At 58.9% G+C, this 22,064-nt stretch carries 22 protein-coding genes; 11 read left to right on the top strand and 11 right to left on the bottom strand.

The features are described from left to right. The first annotated feature begins 60 nt into the window (after positions 1-60). From AC13CE_RS07975 to AC13CE_RS07950, 6 genes are all read left to right on the top strand, one after another. Entirely contained in the window at positions 61-2,574 is a 2,514-nt protein-coding gene (locus AC13CE_RS07975; protein WP_482972080.1) for a helicase-related protein, read from the top strand. Positions 2,575-2,576: 2 nt separating this feature from the next. Then, the gene (locus AC13CE_RS07970; protein ID WP_221538180.1) at positions 2,577-2,834 is read left to right on the top strand and encodes an RNA-binding S4 domain-containing protein; all 258 of its coding nucleotides are present in this window, start codon (positions 2,577-2,579) and stop codon (positions 2,832-2,834) included. Positions 2,835-2,886: 52 nt separating this feature from the next. Beyond that, positions 2,887-3,225, top strand: coding sequence for a ferredoxin FdxA (gene fdxA / locus AC13CE_RS07965; protein WP_221538179.1), 339 nt, complete (start codon positions 2,887-2,889; stop codon positions 3,223-3,225). A 394-nt stretch (positions 3,226-3,619) separates the two neighbouring features. After that, entirely contained in the window at positions 3,620-4,153 is a 534-nt protein-coding gene (locus tag AC13CE_RS07960; protein WP_221538178.1) for a CarD family transcriptional regulator, read from the top strand. 136 nt (positions 4,154-4,289) lie between these two features. Next, complete coding sequence (locus tag AC13CE_RS07955) at positions 4,290-5,078, top strand: head GIN domain-containing protein (RefSeq protein WP_482972079.1); 789 nt, start codon at positions 4,290-4,292, stop codon at positions 5,076-5,078. Positions 5,079-5,173: 95 nt separating this feature from the next. After that, entirely contained in the window at positions 5,174-5,461 is a 288-nt protein-coding gene (locus tag AC13CE_RS07950) for a hypothetical protein (RefSeq protein WP_221538176.1), read from the top strand. Here the strand turns inward: AC13CE_RS07950 and AC13CE_RS07945 are convergent. Continuing rightward, on the bottom strand, positions 5,458-6,396 hold the full coding sequence (locus tag AC13CE_RS07945; RefSeq protein ID WP_482972078.1) for an L-threonylcarbamoyladenylate synthase: 939 nt from the start codon (positions 6,394-6,396) through the stop codon (positions 5,458-5,460). The genes AC13CE_RS07950 and AC13CE_RS07945 overlap by 4 nt on opposite strands. 46 nt (positions 6,397-6,442) lie before the next feature. Here AC13CE_RS07945 and AC13CE_RS07940 point away from each other — a divergent pair, with 46 nt between their 5' ends. Then, positions 6,443-8,182: an acyl-CoA dehydrogenase family protein gene (locus AC13CE_RS07940; RefSeq protein WP_482972077.1), complete on the top strand. Its 1,740-nt coding sequence runs from the start codon at positions 6,443-6,445 to the stop codon at positions 8,180-8,182. On the opposite strand, the gene AC13CE_RS07935 is transcribed toward AC13CE_RS07940, so the two are convergent. Further along, positions 8,179-9,630 carry a PQQ-dependent sugar dehydrogenase gene (locus tag AC13CE_RS07935; RefSeq protein ID WP_482972076.1) on the bottom strand — a complete coding sequence of 484 codons (1,452 nt, stop codon included), beginning with the start codon at positions 9,628-9,630 and terminating at the stop codon, positions 8,179-8,181. The genes AC13CE_RS07940 and AC13CE_RS07935 overlap by 4 nt on opposite strands. Before the next feature lie 76 nt (positions 9,631-9,706). On the opposite strand from AC13CE_RS07935, the gene AC13CE_RS07930 reads away from it, so the two are divergent. Continuing rightward, the gene (locus AC13CE_RS07930) at positions 9,707-10,189 is read left to right on the top strand and encodes a GAF domain-containing protein (protein WP_482972075.1); all 483 of its coding nucleotides are present in this window, start codon (positions 9,707-9,709) and stop codon (positions 10,187-10,189) included. Between the two features lie 3 nt (positions 10,190-10,192). Here the strand turns inward: AC13CE_RS07930 and AC13CE_RS07925 are convergent, their stop codons facing one another. From AC13CE_RS07925 to AC13CE_RS07900, 6 genes are all read right to left on the bottom strand, one after another. Next, on the bottom strand, positions 10,193-11,134 hold the full coding sequence (locus tag AC13CE_RS07925) for a ParB/RepB/Spo0J family partition protein (RefSeq protein WP_482972074.1): 942 nt from the start codon (positions 11,132-11,134) through the stop codon (positions 10,193-10,195). Continuing rightward, entirely contained in the window at positions 11,131-11,919 is a 789-nt protein-coding gene (locus AC13CE_RS07920; RefSeq protein WP_221538170.1) for a ParA family protein, read from the bottom strand. Before AC13CE_RS07920 ends, AC13CE_RS07925 begins: the two co-directional genes overlap by 4 nt. Before the next feature lie 2 nt (positions 11,920-11,921). After that, positions 11,922-12,548, bottom strand: coding sequence for a 16S rRNA (guanine(527)-N(7))-methyltransferase RsmG (gene rsmG / locus AC13CE_RS07915; protein WP_482972073.1), 627 nt, complete (start codon positions 12,546-12,548; stop codon positions 11,922-11,924). After that, positions 12,545-14,398 (bottom strand): tRNA uridine-5-carboxymethylaminomethyl(34) synthesis enzyme MnmG, encoded by a 1,854-nt coding sequence (gene mnmG, locus AC13CE_RS07910; RefSeq protein ID WP_482972072.1) that lies wholly within the window; start codon positions 14,396-14,398, stop codon positions 12,545-12,547. The genes rsmG and mnmG overlap by 4 nt, the downstream gene beginning before the upstream one ends. A 74-nt stretch (positions 14,399-14,472) precedes the next feature. Continuing rightward, entirely contained in the window at positions 14,473-15,747 is a 1,275-nt protein-coding gene (mnmE, locus tag AC13CE_RS07905) for a tRNA uridine-5-carboxymethylaminomethyl(34) synthesis GTPase MnmE (protein ID WP_221538167.1), read from the bottom strand. A gap of 13 nt (positions 15,748-15,760) precedes the next feature. Continuing rightward, positions 15,761-16,024, bottom strand: a complete 264-nt coding sequence (locus AC13CE_RS07900; RefSeq protein WP_221538166.1) for a DUF6489 family protein — start codon at positions 16,022-16,024, stop codon at positions 15,761-15,763. Positions 16,025-16,122: 98 nt separating this feature from the next. On the opposite strand from AC13CE_RS07900, the gene AC13CE_RS07895 reads away from it, so the two are divergent. The 3 genes from AC13CE_RS07895 to AC13CE_RS07885 are packed head-to-tail and all read left to right on the top strand — an operon-like array spanning position 16,123 to position 18,829. Continuing rightward, positions 16,123-16,818: a dienelactone hydrolase family protein gene (locus AC13CE_RS07895; RefSeq protein WP_221538165.1), complete on the top strand. Its 696-nt coding sequence runs from the start codon at positions 16,123-16,125 to the stop codon at positions 16,816-16,818. After that, complete coding sequence (locus AC13CE_RS07890) at positions 16,818-18,443, top strand: FMN-binding glutamate synthase family protein (RefSeq protein ID WP_482972135.1); 1,626 nt, start codon at positions 16,818-16,820, stop codon at positions 18,441-18,443. Before AC13CE_RS07895 ends, AC13CE_RS07890 begins: the two co-directional genes overlap by 1 nt. After that, entirely contained in the window at positions 18,431-18,829 is a 399-nt protein-coding gene (locus AC13CE_RS07885; RefSeq protein WP_482972071.1) for a nuclear transport factor 2 family protein, read from the top strand. The genes AC13CE_RS07890 and AC13CE_RS07885 overlap by 13 nt, the downstream gene beginning before the upstream one ends. A 59-nt stretch (positions 18,830-18,888) precedes the next feature. On the opposite strand, the gene rho is transcribed toward AC13CE_RS07885, so the two are convergent. From rho to hemE, 3 genes are all read right to left on the bottom strand, one after another. After that, the gene (rho, locus tag AC13CE_RS07880; protein ID WP_221538161.1) at positions 18,889-20,154 is read right to left on the bottom strand and encodes a transcription termination factor Rho; all 1,266 of its coding nucleotides are present in this window, start codon (positions 20,152-20,154) and stop codon (positions 18,889-18,891) included. A 160-nt stretch (positions 20,155-20,314) separates the two neighbouring features. After that, positions 20,315-20,758 (bottom strand): CopD family protein, encoded by a 444-nt coding sequence (locus AC13CE_RS07875; RefSeq protein ID WP_482972070.1) that lies wholly within the window; start codon positions 20,756-20,758, stop codon positions 20,315-20,317. A 31-nt stretch (positions 20,759-20,789) separates the two neighbouring features. After that, positions 20,790-21,815 (bottom strand): uroporphyrinogen decarboxylase, encoded by a 1,026-nt coding sequence (gene hemE / locus AC13CE_RS07870; protein ID WP_482972069.1) that lies wholly within the window; start codon positions 21,813-21,815, stop codon positions 20,790-20,792. Between the last annotated feature and the right edge of the window lie 249 nt (positions 21,816-22,064).

The raw sequence follows: 22,064 nt of genomic DNA, 5'->3' as shown, positions 1-22,064 counted from the left end.
ATCGAGTTCGATGGCGTTGGTCGGTTGCACCGGCGCAGCGGCGCTGCCACCTATGGCCGAGTGAACGACGCCTCGATCAAGGCGGTCCTCGGACCCACCAACACCGGCAAGACTCATCTCGCCATCGAACGCCTATGCGCACATTCGAGCGGGGCGATGGGCTTTCCGCTGCGCCTGCTGGCGCGCGAGGTCTATGATCGGGTCGTGGCGATCAAGGGCGAAAAGCAGGTCGCGCTGATCACCGGAGAACAGCGGGTCGAGCCGGAAGGCGCGCGCTATCTGTGCTGCACGGTCGAAGCCATGCCGCGTACGGCGAACGAGCGCGCCTTCGTGGCGCTGGACGAAGCGCAGCTTTCCGCAGACCGCGAGCGAGGGCATGTTTTCACGGACAGGCTGCTGAATGCGCGAGGACGGGAAGAAACCATGCTTCTGGGCGCTGCGACACTAGCCCCTATGGTCAAAGCGCTTATCCCGAGTGCCGAAATTTCCGAACGCCCGCGCTTCTCCACCCTCACCCATATCGGGCCGCGCAAACTGTCTCGGCTCCCTCCGCGGAGCGCCATCGTGGCGTTCAGCGCAGAGCAGGTCTATGCGGTTGCCGAAATGTTGCGGCGCTTTCGGGGCGGGGCAGCGGTTGTGATGGGCGCACTTTCACCGGAAACGCGCAATCGCCAAGTCGAATTGTTCCAGAATGGTGAGGTCGATTATATCGTCGCCACCGATGCCATAGGTATGGGGTTGAACCTCGACGTCAATCATGTCGCCTTCGCAGGATTGACCAAGTTCGACGGCGTTCGCATGAGGCGGCTCTATCCTGCTGAAATGGCACAGATTGCCGGCCGAGCTGGGCGCCACCAACGAGATGGAACTTTCGGTACCTTAGCCGGTGGCGGCGGCAAGGCCGGTCCCGCGCCCGAATTTACCGATGAGGAGATTTATGCGATCGAGGAGCATCATTTCGCTCCGATCACGAAACTGTTCTGGCGCCAGCCGGAGCCGTGTTTTGACAATATTCCGACCTTGATTGACGATCTCGAACGTCCGCCCGAACATGAAGCGCTACGGCTCGCTCCCGAAGCGATCGACCTCGCCACACTGAAGCGCCTTGCCGAAGAGCCCCTCGCCGCCAGCATCCGCGGGGCGGGCATGGTGCGGCGCTTTTGGGAAACCTGTTCCTTGCCGGATTTCCGCCAACGCGGCCCCGACGTCCACGCCCGCTTCGTCGCTCGGCTGTGGCAAGACCTGTCGCAAGGCTATATCGGGGCCGACTATGTTGCTGCGCGCATCTCCGAACTCGACAACTCCAGCGGCGATATCGATACACTGCAAGGGCGAATCGCCGCGATTCGCAGCTGGGCCTATATCTGTCAGCGGCCCGACTGGGTGCTTGCGCGCGACGAGATGGCGTCGCGTGCACGCGGGGTCGAGGCCAAGCTGTCGGATGCGCTCCATGCGCGGCTGACCGAAAGATTCGTGAACCGAAGGACTGCAATCTTGATGAAATCGCTGGGACAGGACGCCTCCATGCTCCCGATAACGCTCGCCGAAGACGGCACACTGCTGGTCGAGGACGAAGCAATGGGCAAGGTAGAAGGCTTCCGCTTCGAGGTTGACCCAGCCGCAAACCACGCCGATCGCAAGATGCTGCTGGCAGCATCCGAGAAAGGCCTGCCCCGTATACTCGGGGAACGGGCCGAAGAGCTTGCCGCCTCGGATATGGCCGACGTCGAACTATCGCGCGGCGCTATTCGCTGGAAGGGGCATGTTCTTGCCAAGCTCCGGCCGCGCGAAGGGCAAGTAAAGCCGGCACTCGAGCCTTCGCGTGAAATCTCCGCCTTGCCCGAAAAGGCGCGGAAAACACTGCTTGAAGCGATCGATGGATGGCTCGACAAGAGGCTCGAGCCCCTCGAACCTTTGCGCCGGATGCATATCGCGTCAGCCAATCCCGAAGCCGGCAGCCAGGCCCGTGCGCTACTGCTCAACCTTATCTCCGGTCATGGCTTCGTGACGCGCGAGCAGGCCGGTATCGAGCACCTTCCAAAGGACATGCGGCCTTTCTTGCGCAAGATCGGCGTCACATTCGGGGCGCTAGACATCTTTGCGCCTATGCTGCTCAAACCTGCACCACGCCAATTATTGAGCGCTTTGGGAATAGACAGCAGGCCGCTGCAAGAGGCGATGCTGCCCGTCATTCCCGGCGTCAAGAAGCTGCCTTCCGGTTATCGCCATGCCGGGAGCCAGGCCATCCGCCTCGATCTGGCGGAAAAAATCTTCCGCGCCGCGCATCAAGCCCGCGCCAAGGTGGACAAGAACCGAAAATTCCGCCTCGATCTCTCGCTATCGATCTCGATCGGGCTTGAGGAAAAGAACGCCGAACGCCTGCTCGGTCAGGCAGGGTTCCGCGTCCAGCGTGCGAAGCCGCTGGCAGAGGATGCCTTCGGCCCGCCGCGCCCGGCCAGTTGGGAGTGGCGCCCATCCCACCGCAGGAAGCAGCGTCAGCAGCCTGCGCGCACCCAGCCCCCGCGCGAAGGCAGCGCCTTTTCCGGCCTTGCCGAGCTGTTGAAGCAAGGCTGAGCTTGCGGATCGACCGTCTGCTCTGCTTCCTGCGCTTCGTGCGCACCCGCAGCGCGGCTCGCAAGCTTATCGAAGAAGGTCATATTCGCCGCAATGGCGAGCGTGTCCGGCGCGCCAGTCGCGATATCGCAGCGGGGGACGTACTCACCCTGCCTATCGGTGGCAGCGTGCGTCTGGTGGAGGTGGTCACCCTCCCCGAACGGCGTGGCCCACCGCGTGAAGCGCAGGAATGCTATCGGGAACTTGACCCCGGCGCATGAATAGCCATAGCAGCGCTCGAACAACATTATTCTCACGAGGGACCCACACCCCATGACCTATGTCGTCACCGACGCCTGCATCAAATGCAAATACACCGACTGCGTCGAGGTCTGCCCGGTCGATTGCTTCTATGAAGGCGACAATATGCTCGTCATCAACCCCAGCGAATGTATCGATTGCGGCGTGTGCGAACCCGAGTGTCCGGCCGAAGCAATCCTGCCCGATACGGAAGACAATCTCGAAAAATGGCTCGAGCTGAACACCAAGTTCAGCGCCGAATGGCCCAACATCACTCAGAGCAAGGCTCCGCCGGAAGATGCCGACGAGCATAAGGGCGAAGAAGACAAGTACGAGAAGTACTTCAGCGCAGAGCCCGGCGAAGGCGACTGATTGCTGATCCTTTAGTTTCGGATTTCAAACGTGCTTGGGCGACCGGCAACGAAGACATATTCCCCTGATCGCCCCAGTATCCTCGGTCCTGTGCTGACGACCTGGCTGTAAGTCAGCTCGTTGTTACTGCTGCCCGGGGCGAAATTTGTAGCTGGGAAGGGGAGCTCGAACGAGCCTCCGCAAGACAGTCTCGCCATAGACTCGCAATAATCGCCAGGTTGTGCTATATAACGCAACAACTGCACCGGTTGCCGCCGGGCAGATGTGAGAATTGAAAGGGCCGTACACCCCCGCAACGATACAGGAAGACCGCCGCCGCGTAATCGAAGGTGAGACGCGGTAAAGCTTCTTGTGTCGCTGATTTCCCCCTCGGCCCCGACGAAAGGATTGATGCATGGCGAGCAAGGCAGACGCCTTCGACGTTGGCGATTATGTTGTCTACCCCAAGCACGGCGTGGGCCGTGTCATCGAACTGCAGAGCGAAGAAATCGCAGGTATGCAGCTCGATCTCTATGTCCTCCGCTTCGAGAAAGAGCGCATGACCTTGCGCGTTCCGGTCAACAAGGTCGAATCGATCGGCATGCGCAAGCTGTCGAGCGACAAGACCCTGAAAGAGGCGATGGAAACGCTCAAGGGCAAGCCCAAGGTCAAACGCACCATGTGGAGCCGCCGCGCGCAGGAATATGAAGCGAAGATCAATTCGGGCGAGATCGTGCTGATTGCCGAAGTTACGCGCGACCTCTTCCGCCCCGACGATCAGCCCGAGCAGAGCTATTCGGAGCGCCAGATCTTCGAGGCGGCCTCCAGCCGCCTCGCCCGTGAACTGGCTGCGATGGAGAAGACCGACGAGCCGACAGCGCTCGAAAAGATTCTCGACGTTCTTCGTGAACATGCGCCGCAATATTACGAGAACACCGAAGAAGCCTGATCGGCCAAGCGCTATTAGCACTCGACAAAGGGGCCGCTCCGCAAGGGGTGGCCCCTTTGCTTTGGGTTAAAGTAGATCTATGGCTGTATTATATCACCAATACGGTAACTGGATTGTCGAGCAGGAAGGAAGAAAAATGCTTCACAAGGTTCTCAAGGGCGTGGCTCCGCTGGCGGCATTGGTTGCCGGCGTCCTCCCCGCCGGATGCAATGGCAATATAACAATAGGCGATAGCGAGGGCGTGCCGCTCGCCGAGCTCGACACAAGTGGTGCACCACCCACCAAGCTGGTGCTGGCGGGGCCCGATAATGTGGTCGTCAGTGAAGGGCCGGGCCTCGACATCGATGTCTCGGGTGACCAGAAAGCAGTCGACGCGCTGCGCTTCACGCTCGACGATGGTGCGCTAGGCGTGATGCGAGACAAGAATGCGGACAAAAGGATCGGTAGCGCCACGGTAAGGGTCACCATGCCGAGCCTCAACTCCATCGTCATGGCAGGCTCGGGCGAAATCGAGGCCGATTCGCTGAGCGGAGAGACTGAGGTAACCATTGCCGGTTCGGGCCGTGCGAAGGTGGCCAAGGTCACTGCGACCAAGCTCGATCTCACCATTGCCGGATCGGGTGAGTTCGAAGCGTCCGGCGCTGTCGAGAACCTCGATCTAACGATCGCCGGATCGGGCGCAAGCAAGATGGCAGGATTGCAGGTCGAGCGGGCTAATATCTCTGTCGTCGGCTCTGGTGATGCCGAGTTCGCATCGGATGGCAAGGTCGATGCCAACATCATGGGATCCGGAAGCGTGACGGTGGAAGGCAGCGCCGATTGCACTGTCCAGGCGATGGGTTCAGGCAGGTTGCGCTGCCGTGCGGCAGCTCAGCCCGCCGATACGCGGGAAGCGCCGCAGCCGCCCGAAAATGCCGATGGCTGATTAATCGACGAATCATCCCTCATGGTTTAGGCGGCGCATTGAAAGGAATTCCAATGCGCCGCCTTGCCATTTTTGCCGCCCCTATATGCGCATCGATGCTAGCGGGCTGTCTGGGTACCGTGGCCGATGTCGTTACTGCTCCGGTCAAGGTGGCGAGCAAAGGGGTCGATTTGGCTACCACGAGCCAGTCCGAAGCAGACGAAAAGCGGGGTCGGGAAATCCGGCGGCGCGAAGAACGGCTCGCCAAGCTCGAGCGAGAGTATGACAGGCAACTCGCCGAATGCCAGGATGGCAACCGCCGCGCCTGTGACGAAGCGACAGGGACCTATGCGGAAATGCAGCAAATCATCCCGACTATCCCGGTAGAGCCCGAAGGCAATTAAACCGGCGGCGTTGCGGCACGTCGCAAGCGATCGTTGATGGCCCTTCCAATGCCCTTATCCGGAACGGGCGCCACGGCGATACGTCGCTTTTGCGAAGCTGCCCCCAGATGAAGACAGCCATATAGGCGTGACGCTGCTTCTTCCAGTGAACCTGATGACGACAGCGAACAATCGCCGCTAACCTCTCCGTATCCGATAAAAAATTCGTCGCTCTCAGCCCTATTGGCGTCGAGGCGGAGGGGCTTGCCCGGTGCATAGTGGCTGGCCAATTGGCCTGGTGCTTCGATCATACCTTTGGCGGCAGCCCCACCGGTTCCTGAGGTGAGCTCGATCGGTCCGGGACGCAGGACCTGTGTCGAACCGTCACCGCGTACCGCCACAATGGTCGATTCCAAACCTGCCGAGCATATCCCGCCATCGATGACGCCATCGATTCGCCCATCGAGGGAGGATAAGACATGCTGTGCGCTCGTGGGGCTGATATAGCCGCTGCGATTGGCCGACGGGGCTGCAAGCGGAAAGTCGACGAGTGCCAATATTTCTCGCATTACCGGATGGTTCGGTACACGAAGTGCCACCGTTTCGAGGCCTGCCGTTACTGCAGCCGCCAATCTGGCGTCACGGCGGCGGGGCAAGACGAGCGTCAGCGGTCCTGGCCAATGCGCGTCGGCCAATGCATCGGCCTGAGGGGAGAATTCGGCGATAGTGGAAGCCGCCCGCTTGGAAGGAACGTGGACGATCAATGGGTTGAAGCTCGGCCTTCCCTTGGCTTCGTAGATTTTTGCGACGGCAATGTCGGAATCGGCACGGGCGGCGAGTCCATATACGGTTTCCGTCGGCACAGCTATCAATCCGCCTGCACGCAGGATCTCCGCGGCATGCCCTATGCCACCTTTGTCCGCTGCAAGCGTTTCCGTAGCGTATTTGCCGCTCATGCCTGCGCGCTATATCTGCGGGCTAAGAAAGCCAAGAGGATTACCCGTGACCTATACTCCTGCCACCAAGGACCAGCTGCTCGCCATTCGCGTGAATGCAGGGATCGAAGAACTCGCCCAGAGCGAAAAATTTGCAGCTGCCGAATCTGACATGGTCGATGCAATCGTCGAAGGGGTGGGACAATTCGCAGCAGGCGAATTCGCGCCCTTGAATCGGCTTGGCGACCTGGAGGGGACGAAGCTCGAGAACGGGGCGGTGCGGCTGCCTGACGGCTTTGTGGAAGCTTATGCGCACTATGTCGAGCAGGGCTGGAACGCGATCGCATCACCCAGCGAGTTCGGCGGACAGGGCCTGCCCTTCACACTCGCCTGCAACGTGCTGGAAAACCTCGGCACGGCCAACATGGCGTTCAACCTGCTTCCTATGCTCAGTGTCGGAGCGATCGAAGCGCTCGAACATCACGGATCGGAGGAGCTGCAGCAGAAATATCTTCCAGATCTGGTCAGCGGCAAATGGTCGGGCACGATGAACCTGACCGAGCCGCAGGCAGGGTCCGACGTCGGCGCGCTTCGCACCACAGCGAAACCGGTGACCGAAGGGGAGAATGCCGGCAAATATCTGATCAAGGGACAGAAAATCTATATCACCTGGGGTGAGCATGAGCTCGCAGAGAACATCATCCACCTCGTACTCGCCCGCCTTCCAGACGCGCCCGAAGGAAGCCGCGGAATATCGCTGTTCATAGTACCCAAATATCATGTGAAGCCTGACGGCTCTCTCGGCGCACGCAACGATCTTCGGTGTGTCAGCCTCGAGCACAAACTCGGAATAAACGCCTCGCCAACATGCGTGATGAGCTATGGGGACAATGACGAGTGCATCGGGGAACTGGTCGGCGCGGAGAATCGCGGACTCGCGGCCATGTTCACCATGATGAACAATGCGCGTATCAATGTCGGCAATCAGGGCGTTCAGATTGGCGAGAGAGCCACACAACAAGCGCTCGATTACGCAAAGAAACGGGTCCAGTCGGCCCGGGCCGGGTCACCGGACAAAGCGTCAGTTGCAATTATTGAGCATCCGGATGTCCGGCGCATGTTGCTGCGCATGAAGGCGCTTACCGAGGGTGCGCGTGCCCTACTCTACTATACCGCTGGCCAGGTCGATCGCGGGGTGCTGGGGGATGATCTTGCGCGGGCACGTGGCGAAGTCCTGACGCCGCTCATCAAGGCATGGGGCACCGATATCGGTATCGAAGTGGCAAGCCTTGGTATCCAGGTTCATGGCGGAATGGGGTTCATCGAGGAGACCGGAGCTGCACAGCACTGGCGCGATTCGCGAATTGCCCCGATTTACGAAGGCACGAACGGCATCCAGGCCGCCGATCTCGTGACCCGCAAGCTGGGGCTTAACGGCGGCGAATCACTGATTGGCCTGACCGAGGATATCGCGCGCGAATGTGCCGACGAACCGACACTCTTTGCCCTTGCCGGAGACTGCGCGGTAGTGGCGAAATGGATGCGAGAGGACGCCAGCCTGGATGATCGTCTCGCAGGTAGTGTGCCCTTCTGCACCATGCTCGCTGTCGCGACAGCGGGGTGGCAGCTGCTCAGACAGTTGAATGCGGTTCAGCAAACCGAAGCTACGGCGCTCGCCAAGAGCAAGTCTGCCACGGTGCGTTTCTTTCTCGATAGAATCGTTCCCGAGGCCGCCGGCCTCAAGGCCTCGGCAATTGCCGGTAGTGCAGGACTCTACGAGATCGAGACCGAGGCCCTGTTCGTTTAATTTTCCGGCACAATACGAGCGTAGTCGTCCTCGCCGAAGGACGCTTCCTGCCCCCGCAGTTCGCGTTGCGGGGGAAGACGGCGACCGGTCACCCGTTCGATATCCGGCTGGGGCGTAGCTCCGGGGGCGGAAACTCGCCAGATGATCCCAGCGGTATCGTCGCTGACGAGCAATGAACCGTCACCTGCCCATTCGACCCAGGTCGGGCGTCCGCGTGTGTCGCCATTGTCTTTGAGAAAGCCGCCGAGGACCGGAATCGGTTGGCCGACGGGATTGCCACGCTCATCGAAGGCGACATACACGACGTCATAGCCCGAAGGCGGTTTGCGATTCCACGAGCCGTGGCGGGCGATGAACGCGCCGCTTGAGAACTTCTCGCCCAGCGCCGCGCCGCTTTTGCTGAAAACGAAGCCGAGCGCCGCCACGTGGGGCCCGAGAGAATATTCGGGACGGCGCACATAGCTGATGTACTGGGGGACCGGGTAATCAACCCGGCGGTCGTAATTGTCGCCCCAGTAGATCCATGGCCAGCCATATTGCGCGCCGACGGGTACATTGGTCAGATAATCGGGTACGAGATCGGAACCGAGCATGTCGCGCTCGTTCACCGTCGTCCAAAGTTCGCCCGACCATGGGCTGAAATCGAGTCCATTGGGATTGCGCAGTCCGCCAGCAAACTGACGCATGCTGCCGCTTTCAAGATCGATTTCCCAGATCAGGGCACGGCCATCTTCGGCTTCCATACCCTTGTCTGCGATATTGGTATCGGAGCCCACTGCGACATAAAGCCTGCCTCCATCGGGGTGGAGTTCGAGATTGCGCATCCAGTGGCCACCGGCTGGGGCAAGGTCGGCCACCTTTCGTGGCTCGGAAGTTACTGCCTCCGCACCCAAATCATATTCAAATGCGAGCACCTCGTCGTGATTGGCGACGTAAAGCGTACCGTCCTCCCAAGCCAGGCCCGAGGGCGAATCCATCCCGTCGAGAAGAATGCGCCGGGCTTCCGCCCGTCCGTCTCCGTCGGCATCGCGCAGCAGCACTACCTGATTGGCTGAGGGACCCGTGGCACCCGCTTTGGTCATCAGCTTGTCGGCGATCCAACCCATGAGGCCGCCGCCGCCCTGGCTGGGCGAACGGGTGAGCGAAACAAGAATATCGCCATTCGGAAGCGCGTAGAGCGTACGCGGATGATCCAGGCCCTCGGCGAAGCGATTGACCGAAAGTCCCTCTGCTGCGTCCGGAGCTTCGCCTTGCCCCCAACCGACCGGGTCGGCAATCGCCACAGTCGGAAAGGTTTCGGCATCCGGCTCGTCCAGCGTAGGGTCGACCCCGGTCACCTCGTCCATGGGCAATTCGGCCGTATCGCCCCGTGTCACGACGAAGGCGAATATCCCGAGTATGACGATCAGGACGAGAAGGGCGATGCCCAGCTTCTTGAGAATGCTCATAGGTTGGGAATAGGCCAGCATGGCCCCTCTCGCAACGCCCCTTGCGTTGCCGTTCGATGTACCTAGATCATCTGCCATGTTCGATTTCCGACCCGTAGGCGATTGCCCCAAGCCCGATGCCTATCGCCAGCTGCACGACGCAGCCGAGGCCCTCACCTCCGGCGAACCCGATGGTGTCGCGAATATGGCCAATATCGCTGCACTATTGTGGGATTTCCTGCCCGACACCAACTGGGCGGGCTTCTACCGTATGGTCAGAGGTGAACTGGTGCTTGGACCATTCATAGGCCGGCCGGCTTGCATTCGCATTCCGCTGGGAAAAGGCGTGTGCGGTACGGCTGCTGCCGAAGGTGAAACGCAGCTAGTGGAGGATGTGCACGCTTTCCCCGGCCATATTGCCTGTGATTCGGTCACCAACTCCGAGCTGGTAGTGCCTGTCTTGCGTGACGGTGACGTCGTGGCGGTGATCGATCTCGACAGCCCCTTGAAGGCGCGCTTCGACGAGGAAGACCGCCAAGGAATTGAAAGACTTGCAGAGATCATCTCGAACCGGATATGAAGATCAGATATCGCCGCCAGTCAAGCGCTGGCAAATAAGGTCAAGCTGGTCGAGCGTGCGATAGCCGATCGTTACCGTACCATTGCCTGGCGCGCCCTCAGTCTTGATCCTCACGGGCAGACCGAGAAATTCCTCCAAATGACCCTGTACCGCAGCAATATCGGCATCGTCGGTTGCGCCAGTGATTGACGTGGAAGCTGTGCCGCGGGATTTCTTCGGTCTTTCGCCGCGCGCCAGCTTCTCCACCTGGCGGACTGACAAATTATCATTCACCGCTTTATGGGCGATATCTGCAGCCTGGTCGTTTCCGATCAATGGACGTGCGTGACCCATCGAAAGCCTGCCGTCGGCGAGCATGTCGAGCACCTCATCGGGCAGAACGAGGAGGCGCTGGAAGTTTGCGACGTGGCTTCGTGATTTATCGACGAGTTGGGCGATTTCGGCCTGCGTCATACCCTCATCTTCGGCAAGCTTCTGATAAGCCCGGGCTTCTTCAAGCGGATTGAGATCTTCGCGCTGGAGGTTTTCGATCAGCGCCAGCGCCATGATTTCGCGCTTTTCGAGGTCGCGGACGATCGCGGGGATCGTGTGGAGCCGCGCGCGCTGCGCAGCACGCCAACGGCGCTCGCCAGCGACAAGCTGATAGCGCCCCGCCCCCTTTGGCGTGACGATAATGGGCTGGATTACGCCGCGCTGGGCGATCGAAGCGGCAAGCTGATCAAGGGACTCGTCGTCGAATCGTGTGCGTGGTTGGCCGGGTAGCGGCGAAATATTCGCAATCGGAATATCGGTTAGGCCAGTGCCCGATGATGCCGAGGTAGGATCCGGCAACTGATTGCTATCGTTACCATTTTCCCGAACCAAGGGCTCTTCACGCTGGATTTCGCCCATCAACGCGCCGAGACCACGGCCAAGTTTCTTTTTGCGATCGATGGCAGTGCTCATGCTGCTTTCCTCTGTTCGGGCAAACGTCCGATAAGCTCACGCGCAAGTCCTATATAGGCACGGCTACCGGGACAATTATGGTCATATATCAGGGCCGGCATGCCGTGGCTGGGTGCCTCCGACAGCCGGACATTTCGCGGAATAACGTTTTCGAACACGAGCTTACCAAGGCAATCGCGCACATCATCGGCCACCTGGTCGGTCAGGCGATTGCGGCGGTCGAACATGGTCAAAGCGATCCCGACTATACCCAAGTCCGGATTGAAGCGCTGCTGAACTCGTTCTACCGTCTGAAGGAGTTGGCTGAGGCCCTCGAGCGCAAAAAACTCGCATTGCAGGGGAACCATCAGCGTGTCTGCGGCACCAAGTGCGTTGAGGGTCAACAATCCCAAAGACGGCGGGCAATCGATAAAGGCGATATCGTAATCGGTGAAACCGGCTTGCTGAGCGCCAAGCGCCTTCTGCAGGCGATGGGTGCGATCGTCGACAGAGACCAGCTCAACTTCGGCACCTGACAGGTCCTGGGTTGCAGGCACGATCTCAAGGCCGGGTATTTCCGTCTTCTGCGCAGCCTGTGCGAGCGTGGCGTCGCCCAGCAGCAAGTCGTATGTGGTATATTCCCGCGCGGAATTTTCGATGCCAAGTCCGGTGGACGCATTGCCTTGGGGATCGAGATCGATCAGCAATGTTTTCCAACCGGAAGCCGCCATAGCTGTGGCGATATTGATCGCGGTCGTGGTTTTCCCCACTCCGCCCTTCTGGTTTGCAATCGCAATTGTGATCATACTTACGCCTCCACCTTGCCTTGCCCGAGAACGATTCCCGCATCCCGGTCGGTGATCGATTGTTCCACGTGGAACATCTTCCGTAGCTTACGCGGCAGTTCATCCACTTCCTGCGCTGCGGAACGGCCTTTGGGCAACACCCAATACGTCCGCGTTGTGGAGAAGCGTGCGGATAAAGTGAGCAGTTTGGGCAAAGGGGCGAACGCTCGCGCCGAGATTACCGCCGCTTTTCGCGTTTCGACATGCTCCAGACGCTTTCCCTCGATTTCACAGTTCGGAAGGTCAAGCTTCACCTTCATCGCCTCAAGCCATTCAATCCTGCGTCGGCGAGATTCGATCAGGATTGTCGGCTCATCGGGTCTCAGGATCGCCAGGACCAAGCCGGGAAAGCCGGCACCACTCCCCAGATCGAACCATGCCCCGCGCGTTTCACGTGGAACATGCCGCATGAGCTGTGCCGAGTCGGCGAAGTGACGAACCCACACTTCCTGCAATGAAGCTCGTGAAACCAGGTTTTGCTTCTCATTCTCTGAACGCAATTCAGCAGCAAGCAGTTCAAGCCTTTCGATGGCGTCAGACGGACCAAGTTCGTTGAGGGTGGCGCGTGCCTGTTCTTCATTCAATGTCACGCCGCCCGCTCCTCCAAGCGACGCGCATGGACGAGCAGCGCGGCAAGTGCGGCAGGTGTAATGCCCGGAATTCGTCCTGCTGCCGAGAGTGTCTCGGGCTGAGCTTTGGACAGACGCTCGACCATTTCGTTAGAGAGACCGGGAACACGCCCATAAGGAAAGTCGGATGGCAGGCTTAGTCGTTCTCCTGCTTTCAAATCCCGGAGTTCTGCGTCCTGCCGTAACAAGTACGGTTCATAGATGGCATCCTCGACCATCTCTATCGTCAGCGCATCCAGAGGATCGATGCCCGTTACAATATCCGCTAGCTCATCGATTGCGATCTGCCCCCCACGAAGCCAATCGCGAACTCTTTGAGATCCTCGATCGGCTTTCGCCTTTATGCCCCTCTCTATAAGAGTATTGGCATGTAGTTCTTGGTTAAGCTGGGTGTCGATCGACACGCGACGTGCTTCACGCTCGGCAAACCACGCCGCCCGCTCGGGACCAACCAGCCCTGCCTCTATCCCCAGTCTCGTCAGACGGGTATCCGCATTGGCGGCACGGAGGCGCAAACGATATTCGGCCCTTGCCGTCAACATTCGATAAGGTTCGCTGACGCCCTGTAAGGTAAGATCGTCGACCATAACGGCAATGTAGGAATTGGCGCGGTCGAGGCCGAGAGGTTCGCGCCCCGACACCTTGGCCGCAGCATTCATCCCGGCGACCAGCCCCTGAGCAGCGGCCTCCTCATAGCCCGTGGTTCCATTAATCTGACCCGCACAATAGAGGCCGGGAATAGCTCGCAGCTCAAGGCTGTGCCGGAGTGCGCGGGGATCTATGTAATCATATTCGACCGCGTAGCCCGGTACTGCCATCTCGACCCGCTCCAGCCCCTTCATTGCGCGTAGCATCTCATGCTGAACATCGACAGGAAGCGAAGTACTAATGCCATTGGGATAAACCAGGTGCGTGCCCAGCCCTTCCGGCTCCAGGAATATTTGATGCCCCTCACGATCCCCGAAGCGATGGATTTTGTCTTCGATCGAGGGGCAGTATCGCGGACCCGCGGCCCCGATGGCCCCTGAGAAAAGCGGCGAGCGGTCAAGATTGGCGCGAATAATATCATGCGCCTTCTGGTTCGTCCGTGTAATGGCGCAGAACACTTGTGCGTTCACTCGGCCGCTGGAGATCGAGGACATGGTCCAGGTTTCTCCATCTGAAGGCTGCTCTTCGAGTGCGGCCCAATCGATGGTTCGTCCATCCAGGCGCGGCGGTGTGCCGGTCTTAAGGCGCGCCATTGGAAGGTCGGCTTCTCGCAGCTGGGACGCCAGAACGCGGGCCGCACCCTCTCCGACCCTCCCGCCCTCGAACCTCTCCTCGCCCCGAAACAAGGTGCCTCCCAGAAAAGTACCGGTGCAAAGCACTACGGCAGAACTCGCGAGGGTATTTCCATCCGCCAGTCGAACGCCACGGATCGAACCACCTTTGATCGACAGCGACGCCGCTTCACCTTCAACCAGGATCAATTTGTCTTGCCTCGAGACGATCTCTTGAACGGCTCGGTGGAACAACGCTCGGTCGGCTTGGACTCGAGGCCCCCAAACCGCACTTCCCTTCGACCGGTTGAGCATTCGATAGTGAATCGCCGCCGCGTCTGCAGCGCGGCCAATGACCCCATCGAGTGCATCGACCTCCCTTACGAGATGACCCTTCCCCAAACCGCCGATTGCCGGATTGCAACTCATCGCACCGATTTTGGATGGGTCGAAACTTACCAGTGCCGTCTTACACCCCATCCTCGCGGCGGCACAAGCAGCCTCGACGCCAGCATGTCCGCCGCCGACAACGATAATATCGAAACTCTGCATGCTCGCGCCGATACCGCAAAGCACCAATCGTTCAAAGGCCAATCAGTGTTCCACGTGGAACATCGGGCAGTTCTCTACTTCCCGATACAAAAGCGTCCAAACAGGGCGTCGAGCATATCTTCGGTCGAGTGGCGTCCCAAGAATCTGTCCAATTCCAGCCGCGCAATTCGCATGCGCTCGGCGGTGAGCAAGGCATCATCCCCGGATTCGACCCCTTGAATAGCCGTCAAGGCATTGGATAGCGCCGATGACTGTCTGGAATTGAGCGCGGCTTCACCCGGTTGAGGAAGTATGCTTTTGGCCTGAGAAATGAGGCCTTCAATAAGATTACTGACCCCAGAACCAGTTACGGCCGAAACTTCATAATCGGCAGTCGCTTTTGAGCTGGCCTGGAGATCCGATCTCGCTGCGATCTCGATCGCGCCCTCTGGCCCCTCCCCTTCTTCGCCGAGCCAGAGAACGATGTCGGCGCGCTCAACCTGAGCCCGCGCACGATCAATACCAATCCGCTCAATCTCTCCAGCGCCATCTTCCCGCAAGCCCGCCGTATCGACCAAAACGAACGGGACGCCGCCTAGCGCAACTGGCCGCTCGATAACATCACGGGTGGTCCCCGCTTCCGCAGACACGATCGCCGCTCCTTCGTCCAAAAGAGCATTGAACAGAGAGGACTTACCTGTGTTCGGCGGTCCGGCGAGAACGACCCTTACCCCGTCCCGCAATCGCTCTGCTCGTGGAGCATTCAATGCAGCAATCCATTCCTCAAGGAGTTCGGAAAGTTCCACGTGGAACATATCGGGCAATATGCCCACGTCATCTTCGTCCCCGAAATCGAGCTGCGCCTCAACCAATGCGGACAGGCTAAGCAGGCGGGAACGCCAATCTTCCACTTTTGCAGATAAACCGCCGCTTGCCGCGGATTGCGCGGCTCGCCGCTGCAATTCAGTTTCAGCAGAAAGCAAATCGCCGAGCCCCTCTGCCTCGGCAAGATCAATTACCCCATTAGCGAAAGCCCGTCGTGTGAATTCGCCGGGTTCGGCGCGGCGCAATCCGTCCATAGCGGCAAGCTCGCATTCTATGGCGGAGACGACAGCCCTACCTCCGTGACAATGCAATTCGGCAAGATTTTCTCCTGTTGCGGTACGAGGGCCAGGAAACCAAAGCACTAATGCGCGGTCCAGCATCCTTCCGTCTGTCGACCGTAAGGAGCGCAGACTCGCCTTTCGCGCCTCAGGCAACGCCCCGGCCAAACGCATCACTGCTGCATCCGCACATGGCCCGCTAATCCGAACGACTGCGATGGCGGCAGGTGGCGCCCCGCTCGAAAGGGCGAAAATCGTGTCGGCCATGATCGAATCGAGATCAGTCGTCGGTTGGGTCAGGCTTCTTGCCTTGAGCCTTTGCTGCGTTGGCGCCTTCCATGAAACTCTGGAACAGCTTGAATCCGGCCTGCCCCATCGGTGCAAGCTGCTTCGCATATTCCTGCAATTGGTCGGTGTTCGAAACGCCCTTCATAGCTTTCGACATCATATCGACATAAACATCATTCGCTTTGCCCACATCGGGCAGGCCCATGAAGGTCCGCGCCTCCTCCGGCGTACAATCGATCTCGATATGGACCTTCATCGCGTTTCCTCCGTTGTGTCTCGTGTTCGCACTATCTGGGTTTGCCAAGGAAACCGCACAAGGGCTAGGCTCAAACTACGGCAAGGGAGAACGACTGAATGAGCGAAATCGTCAGGCTGGACACGCTGGACAAGAAAAACGGCTTCAACGCCTATGTAGCCCGTCCCCAAGGTAAACCGAAAGCCGCTATCGTAGTCATCCAGGAGATTTTTGGGATTAATGCGGGCATCCGCTGCAAATGCGACAAGCTGGCCGAAGAAGGATATCTCGCCGTCGCCCCGGACCTGTTCTGGCAGTTCGAGGACGGCATCGAACTTGACCCCGATATCGAAGCCGAAATGCAGAAGGCGTTCGACCTCTTCGGCAAGTTCGATCAGGATCAAGGCATTCGCGACATAGAGGCGGCGATCAAATGGGCGCGCAGCCAGGGTTGCCGGAAGGTAGGCGCAGTGGGGTACTGCCTCGGAGGGCGTCTGGCTTATATGACATCTGCCCGAACAGACAGCGATGCAACGGTCGGGTATTACGCCGTGGGAGTGGACAGTCTGCTTCACGAGAAACATGCAATCGCCCACCCCCTGATGCTGCACATTCCGACCGAAGACGGTTTCGTAGACAAGGACACGCAGAAGGCCATGCACGAGGGACTGGACAATCACCCAAAGGTCACGCTGCACGATTACGAAGGTCTGGATCACGGCTTCGCGACAGAATTCGGGAAGCGCCGCAACGAAGAGGCAGCTAATTTGGCGGATAGCCGCACAGCAGAATTCTTCGCCGAGCATCTCGCTTGATCCCGAACAAGGCGAAGTGGCGCGATTCCGCAGAGTTACTGGTCCGTTTCGGCGTACCGATCAGCCTGCTCGCGCTTTCGTTGCTCTTCGTTTCAACAGGTTGGCTGCGTTGGGCGCTTGTTGTCACCCTACCGCTTCTGCTGATCGCAATTTGGGATTTCTTTCAACGTAAACATACGCTTAGGAGGAACTATCCACTTCTGGCGCGTATCCGCTGGATCATGGAAGATCTGCGGCCATTCGCCCGCGCGTATGTTGTCGAAGGCGATCTTGAGGGACGTCCCTTCAATCATGATGAGCGCAGCCTCGTCTATGCCCGCGCCAAGGGCCAGCTGGATTCTCATCCTTTCGGTACCGAACTCGATGTCTATTCCGAAGAATATGAATGGCTTGCCCATTCGATCATACCAAATGAGCAAGCCCCCACGGAATGGCGAGTAAACGTTGGATCCAGCCAGTGCTCGCAGCCCTACTCGGCTTCGCTCTTGAATATCTCCGCCATGAGCTTCGGTTCGCTTTCCGCAAATGCAATCATGGCTCTCAACAAAGGTGCCGCAGTCGGGGGGTTTTACCACGATACCGGCGAAGGCGGGCTGTCACGATACCATCGTTCGCATGGTGGTGATCTGGTCTGGGAAATAGGGAGCGGCTATTTCGGCTGCAGAAATTCGGACGGATCATTCAATCCGGAAAAATTTGCCGAGACTGCGAGCGATCCGCAGGTCAAGATGGTCGAGATCAAGCTCAGTCAGGGTGCGAAGCCCGGTCACGGCGGGGTGCTCCCCGGTCCGAAGGTCACCCGCGAGATCGCCGAAGCTCGGGGAGTTCCTATCGGACGTGACGTGGTGTCTCCCGCCGCACATTCAACCTTCTCGACCCCGATCGGACTACTCGAATGGGCAGTCCAGCTACGCCAGATGTCCGGCGGCAAACCTGTCGGCATCAAGCTCTGCGTAGGGAAACCTCACGAGGTATTCGCCCTCTGCAAGGCGATGATCGAAACCGGCATCAGGCTAGATTATATTGTCGTCGACGGCGCCGAAGGCGGCACCGGTGCAGCTCCTGTCGAATTTTCCAACCGCGTCGGCATGCCTCTGCGAGAAGGGCTGATACTGGTCCGGAATGCACTCGTCGGAACAGGGCTCAAGGACGAGATCAAGATTGCTGCGGCAGGTAAGGTCCATTCGGGCGCCGGATTGGCCATGAATTTCGGGTTGGGGGCCGACTGGTGCAATGCCGGCCGCGCTTTCATGTTCGCTCTGGGCTGCGTTCAGTCGATGCAATGCCATACCGACCGCTGCCCTACTGGAATCACGACCCAGGATGCGACTCGCCAGCGGGGCCTCGTAGTACCTACCAAAGCGGAACGCGTCGCGCGCTTCCAGCGACACACCCTCCATGCGCTTCGCGAAATGGTAGTCGCCATGGGTTTGGACAATCCATGGCAGATAGAGCCGTGTCATATCTCGGAACGGCAGAACTCCGCCCGTAGCGATACGATCGACAATATCTACGGATTCATTGAAGATGGACAGCTCGTTTCCGATCCCGAATCTACCCAATATGCGCGGGATTGGACAGCCGCCCAGGCACATAGTTTCGGAGAGGCGGTATGTTGGCAGTAAAGGGACTGGAACGCTGGCACACTGTAATCGGAAACGGGAGCAGGCCCGCAGAACTCGCCGCTATCATCCGCGAAGATGCGGTATTCCACTCGCCGGTGGTGCATACGCCGCAACAGGGCCGCGACCTCGTGGTCGCTTATCTATCGGCCGCGGGACAGACGCTTGGCAATAACAGTTTCACCTATGTCCGTGAATTGGTGGATGGCGAAAACGCGTTGCTCGAATTCACTACGGTGATCGACGGTATACACGTCAACGGGATCGACCTGATCCGCTTTGACGAAGACGGAATGATCTCCGATTTCAAGGTGATGGTGCGTCCCCTGAAGGCGGTGAACAAAGTCTGGGAGCAGATGGCCGCCATGCTCGAGACGATGAAGAGCTGATGTGAAAAGGCCGCCAGACTTGATTCCGGCGGCCTCTCGAATACTTGCGAATGAACCTTTTACTGGTTCATCGTCGCGAAGAAGTCCTCGTTGGTCTTGGAATCCTTCATCTTGTCGAGGAGGAATTCCATCGCATCGATCGTACCCATCTGCATGAGGATACGACGCAGGACCCACATCTTCGAGAGCTGATCCTTGCCTACGAGGAGTTCCTCCTTGCGAGTGCCGCTCTTGCCGACATCGAGCGCCGGGAAGATACGCTTGTCGGCGACCTTGCGATCGAGCACGATTTCGCTGTTGCCGGTGCCCTTGAACTCTTCGAAGATCACCTCGTCCATGCGGCTGCCGGTATCGATCAGCGCGGTGGCGATGATCGAGAGGCTGCCGCCTTCTTCGATATTGCGCGCAGCGCCGAAGAAGCGCTTGGGCCGCTGCAGCGCGTTGGCATCAACACCACCGGTCAGCACCTTGCCCGAAGACGGCACCACGGTGTTGTAAGCACGGCCCAGACGGGTAATCGAATCGAGCAGGATCACCACGTCATGCTTATGTTCGACGAGACGTTTGGCTTTCTCGATTACCATTTCGGCGACCTGGACGTGACGGTTTGCGGGCTCGTCGAAGGTTGAGGAGATCACCTCTCCCTTCACGCTTCGCTGCATGTCGGTGACTTCTTCCGGGCGCTCGTCGACGAGCAACACCAGCAGAAACACTTCGGGATGGTTGTCGGTGATCGCCTTGGCGATGTTCTGAAGCAGCACCGTCTTACCGGTACGTGGAGGGGCCACGATCAGCGCACGCTGGCCCTTGCCCTGCGGCGAGATGATGTCGATTACGCGGGCCGACTTGTCCTTGACAGTCGGGTCGAGCGTATCGAGCGACAGCTTCTCGTCCGGATAAAGCGGCGTGAGGTTGTCGAAATTGGTCCGGTGACGAACTGCGTCCGGATCGTCGAAATTGACCTTGTAGAGCTTGGTCAGGGCAAAATAGCGCTCGCCTTCCTTCGGCGCGCGAATCTCGCCTTCGACCGTATCGCCGGTGCGAAGGCCCCATTTACGCACCTGATTGGGCGAAACGTAGATATCGTCGGGCCCGGCAAGATAGTTCGCTTCCGGGCTGCGCAGGAAGCCGAAACCATCCTGAAGCACCTCGATCGTGCCGATGCCCATGATCTTTTCTTCGTATTCCTCGTCTTCCGCGAGTTCGCGGAGGATGCAGAACATGAGGTCCTGCCGGCGCATGGTCGAGGCGCCTTCTACACCCAGCTCTTCGGCCATCGCCACAAGATCTGCAGGTGCTTTTTCTTTCAAGTCCTTGAGATGCATTATTTTTCTCGAATTCAAATGTGTGGAATGGCCGACAGGTCGTATGGGCTTGGAGAAAGCGGACCTGGCCCAGTCTGATAAACGGGGCCCTTAGCCGGTAGGTGTGCTTCGAATAATTAGGCGTGCAGCAGACGTCAATCGGCAAACGACGAGTGGTTGGTCAGAAAGGCTTCACGACGACGAGAACCACGATCAGCGCAAGCAATATCCCGGGCACTTCGCCCCACACGCGCAATTGCTTTTCGCTCATTGGGCGTTCGCCCGCGATCATCTTCTTCGATTGCGCCACCATATAACCGTGGAAGCCGCTCAGGAGTATCACGAAGAGCAATTTGGCGTGCAGCCACCCCTCTCCCCACACCTGAAGCGTTTGTGCCAGCAGCAGGCCCAGGATCCACACCACGATGATACTGGGAGTGAGGATAATCTTGCGAAGAAGGCCCATGCGCCTGGCCCATAACTCCGTTTCGACCGATTTCGGCTCAGCAGAATGGAGGTAAATCATCTGGCGCGGCAGCATGAACAAGCCCGCCATCCAGAAAACCATGAAGATGATGTGGCCCGCCTTGAGCCATAAATAGATCATGGAAAGCACATCCTGCATGCAGGCGATGTAGCGAAGCGGACCGGCATTTTCACCCCTCCCAACCCCGTACCGCGGCGATCAGGCGTTCGACATGCTCGATTGGCGTATGACGGTCGATACCATGGCCCAGATTGAATACATGCGGGCGCTCGGCGAAAGCCTCGAGAATAGTTTGCACGCGCTTTTCGAGTTCCCCTGATCCGGCCAGCAGCAACAACGGATCGAGATTGCCTTGAACCGCCATGCCTTCAGGCAATTCTCGTGCGACCCAAACCGGATCTAGCGTCTCGTCCACTCCCACTGCCCCTACCCCGGTCTCGCGTGCATAGGCTGGCAATTTTTCGCCCGAACCTTTCGGAAAGCCGATTACCGGTGTGTCTGGATGCATTTCCGCCAACGCCGCCACGATCTGCGCATTGGGCGCGATGACCCAGCGTTCGAATTCATCGGGCGCGAGACTTCCGGCCCAGCTGTCGAACAATTGAACAGCCTCGGCTCCGGCCGCAATCTGACCGGAGAGATAGGTGATCGTCTGCTCGACGACGGCATCGATAATCGCCTGCAGAGCGGCCGGGTCGCGATAGGCCAGCGCCCGCGCTTCGTGCTGGTCGCGGCTCCCCTCACCTGCCACCATATATGTCGCCACGGTCCAGGGACTTCCTGCAAAGCCCAGCATCGTTACCCCTTCGGGAAGTCGCTGGCTGCATAGACGCACGGTCTGGTAGATCGGTTCATAGCGCTCAGGGGCCCGGACTAACTCGTCGAGCGAGGCATCGATCAGCCTGGGAGAAAGTTTGGGACCTTCACCGGCCTGGAATTCGAGATGCTGGCCGAGCGCATGCGGTACAATCAGGATATCCGAAAACAAGATCGCTCCGTCAAAACCGAAGCGATCGATCGGCTGAAGCGTAATCTCGCAAGCCGCCTCGCTGTCATAGGCCATCGCCAGGAATCCACCCTTTCGTTCCCGAAGCTCGCGATATTCGGGAAGATAGCGACCAGCCTGGCGCATGAGCCAGAGAGGAACCTGCGAAGAGCGCTTGCGGTTTAGCGTGTCGAGAAGGAGGCCGGGCATTCAGGAGTCCAATAATACTAAGTATATATAAGGTTTGATGGAGTCTGTTGGCCCTGTGGATATTGGGCACAACCGGCTCCTGCCCTATTTATCCCGGAGTTAAAAGGGCCGTGAAGCGCGTTCCGAATCGCCGGAGTGCATGAGTCGAGTCAAACTTCTCCCCGATGTCCCCAGCCTGCGTAAAAATAGTGATTTGGTGTGCGGGAATCACCCCTTTGCATGACTCGTAGTGGGTAGCAATTTCGTCCC

Source organism: Qipengyuania sp. B-5, from assembly GCF_056857815.1.
Note: the sequence above shows the minus strand (reverse complement) of the source record. Positions and strands in the feature narration are given on the sequence as shown.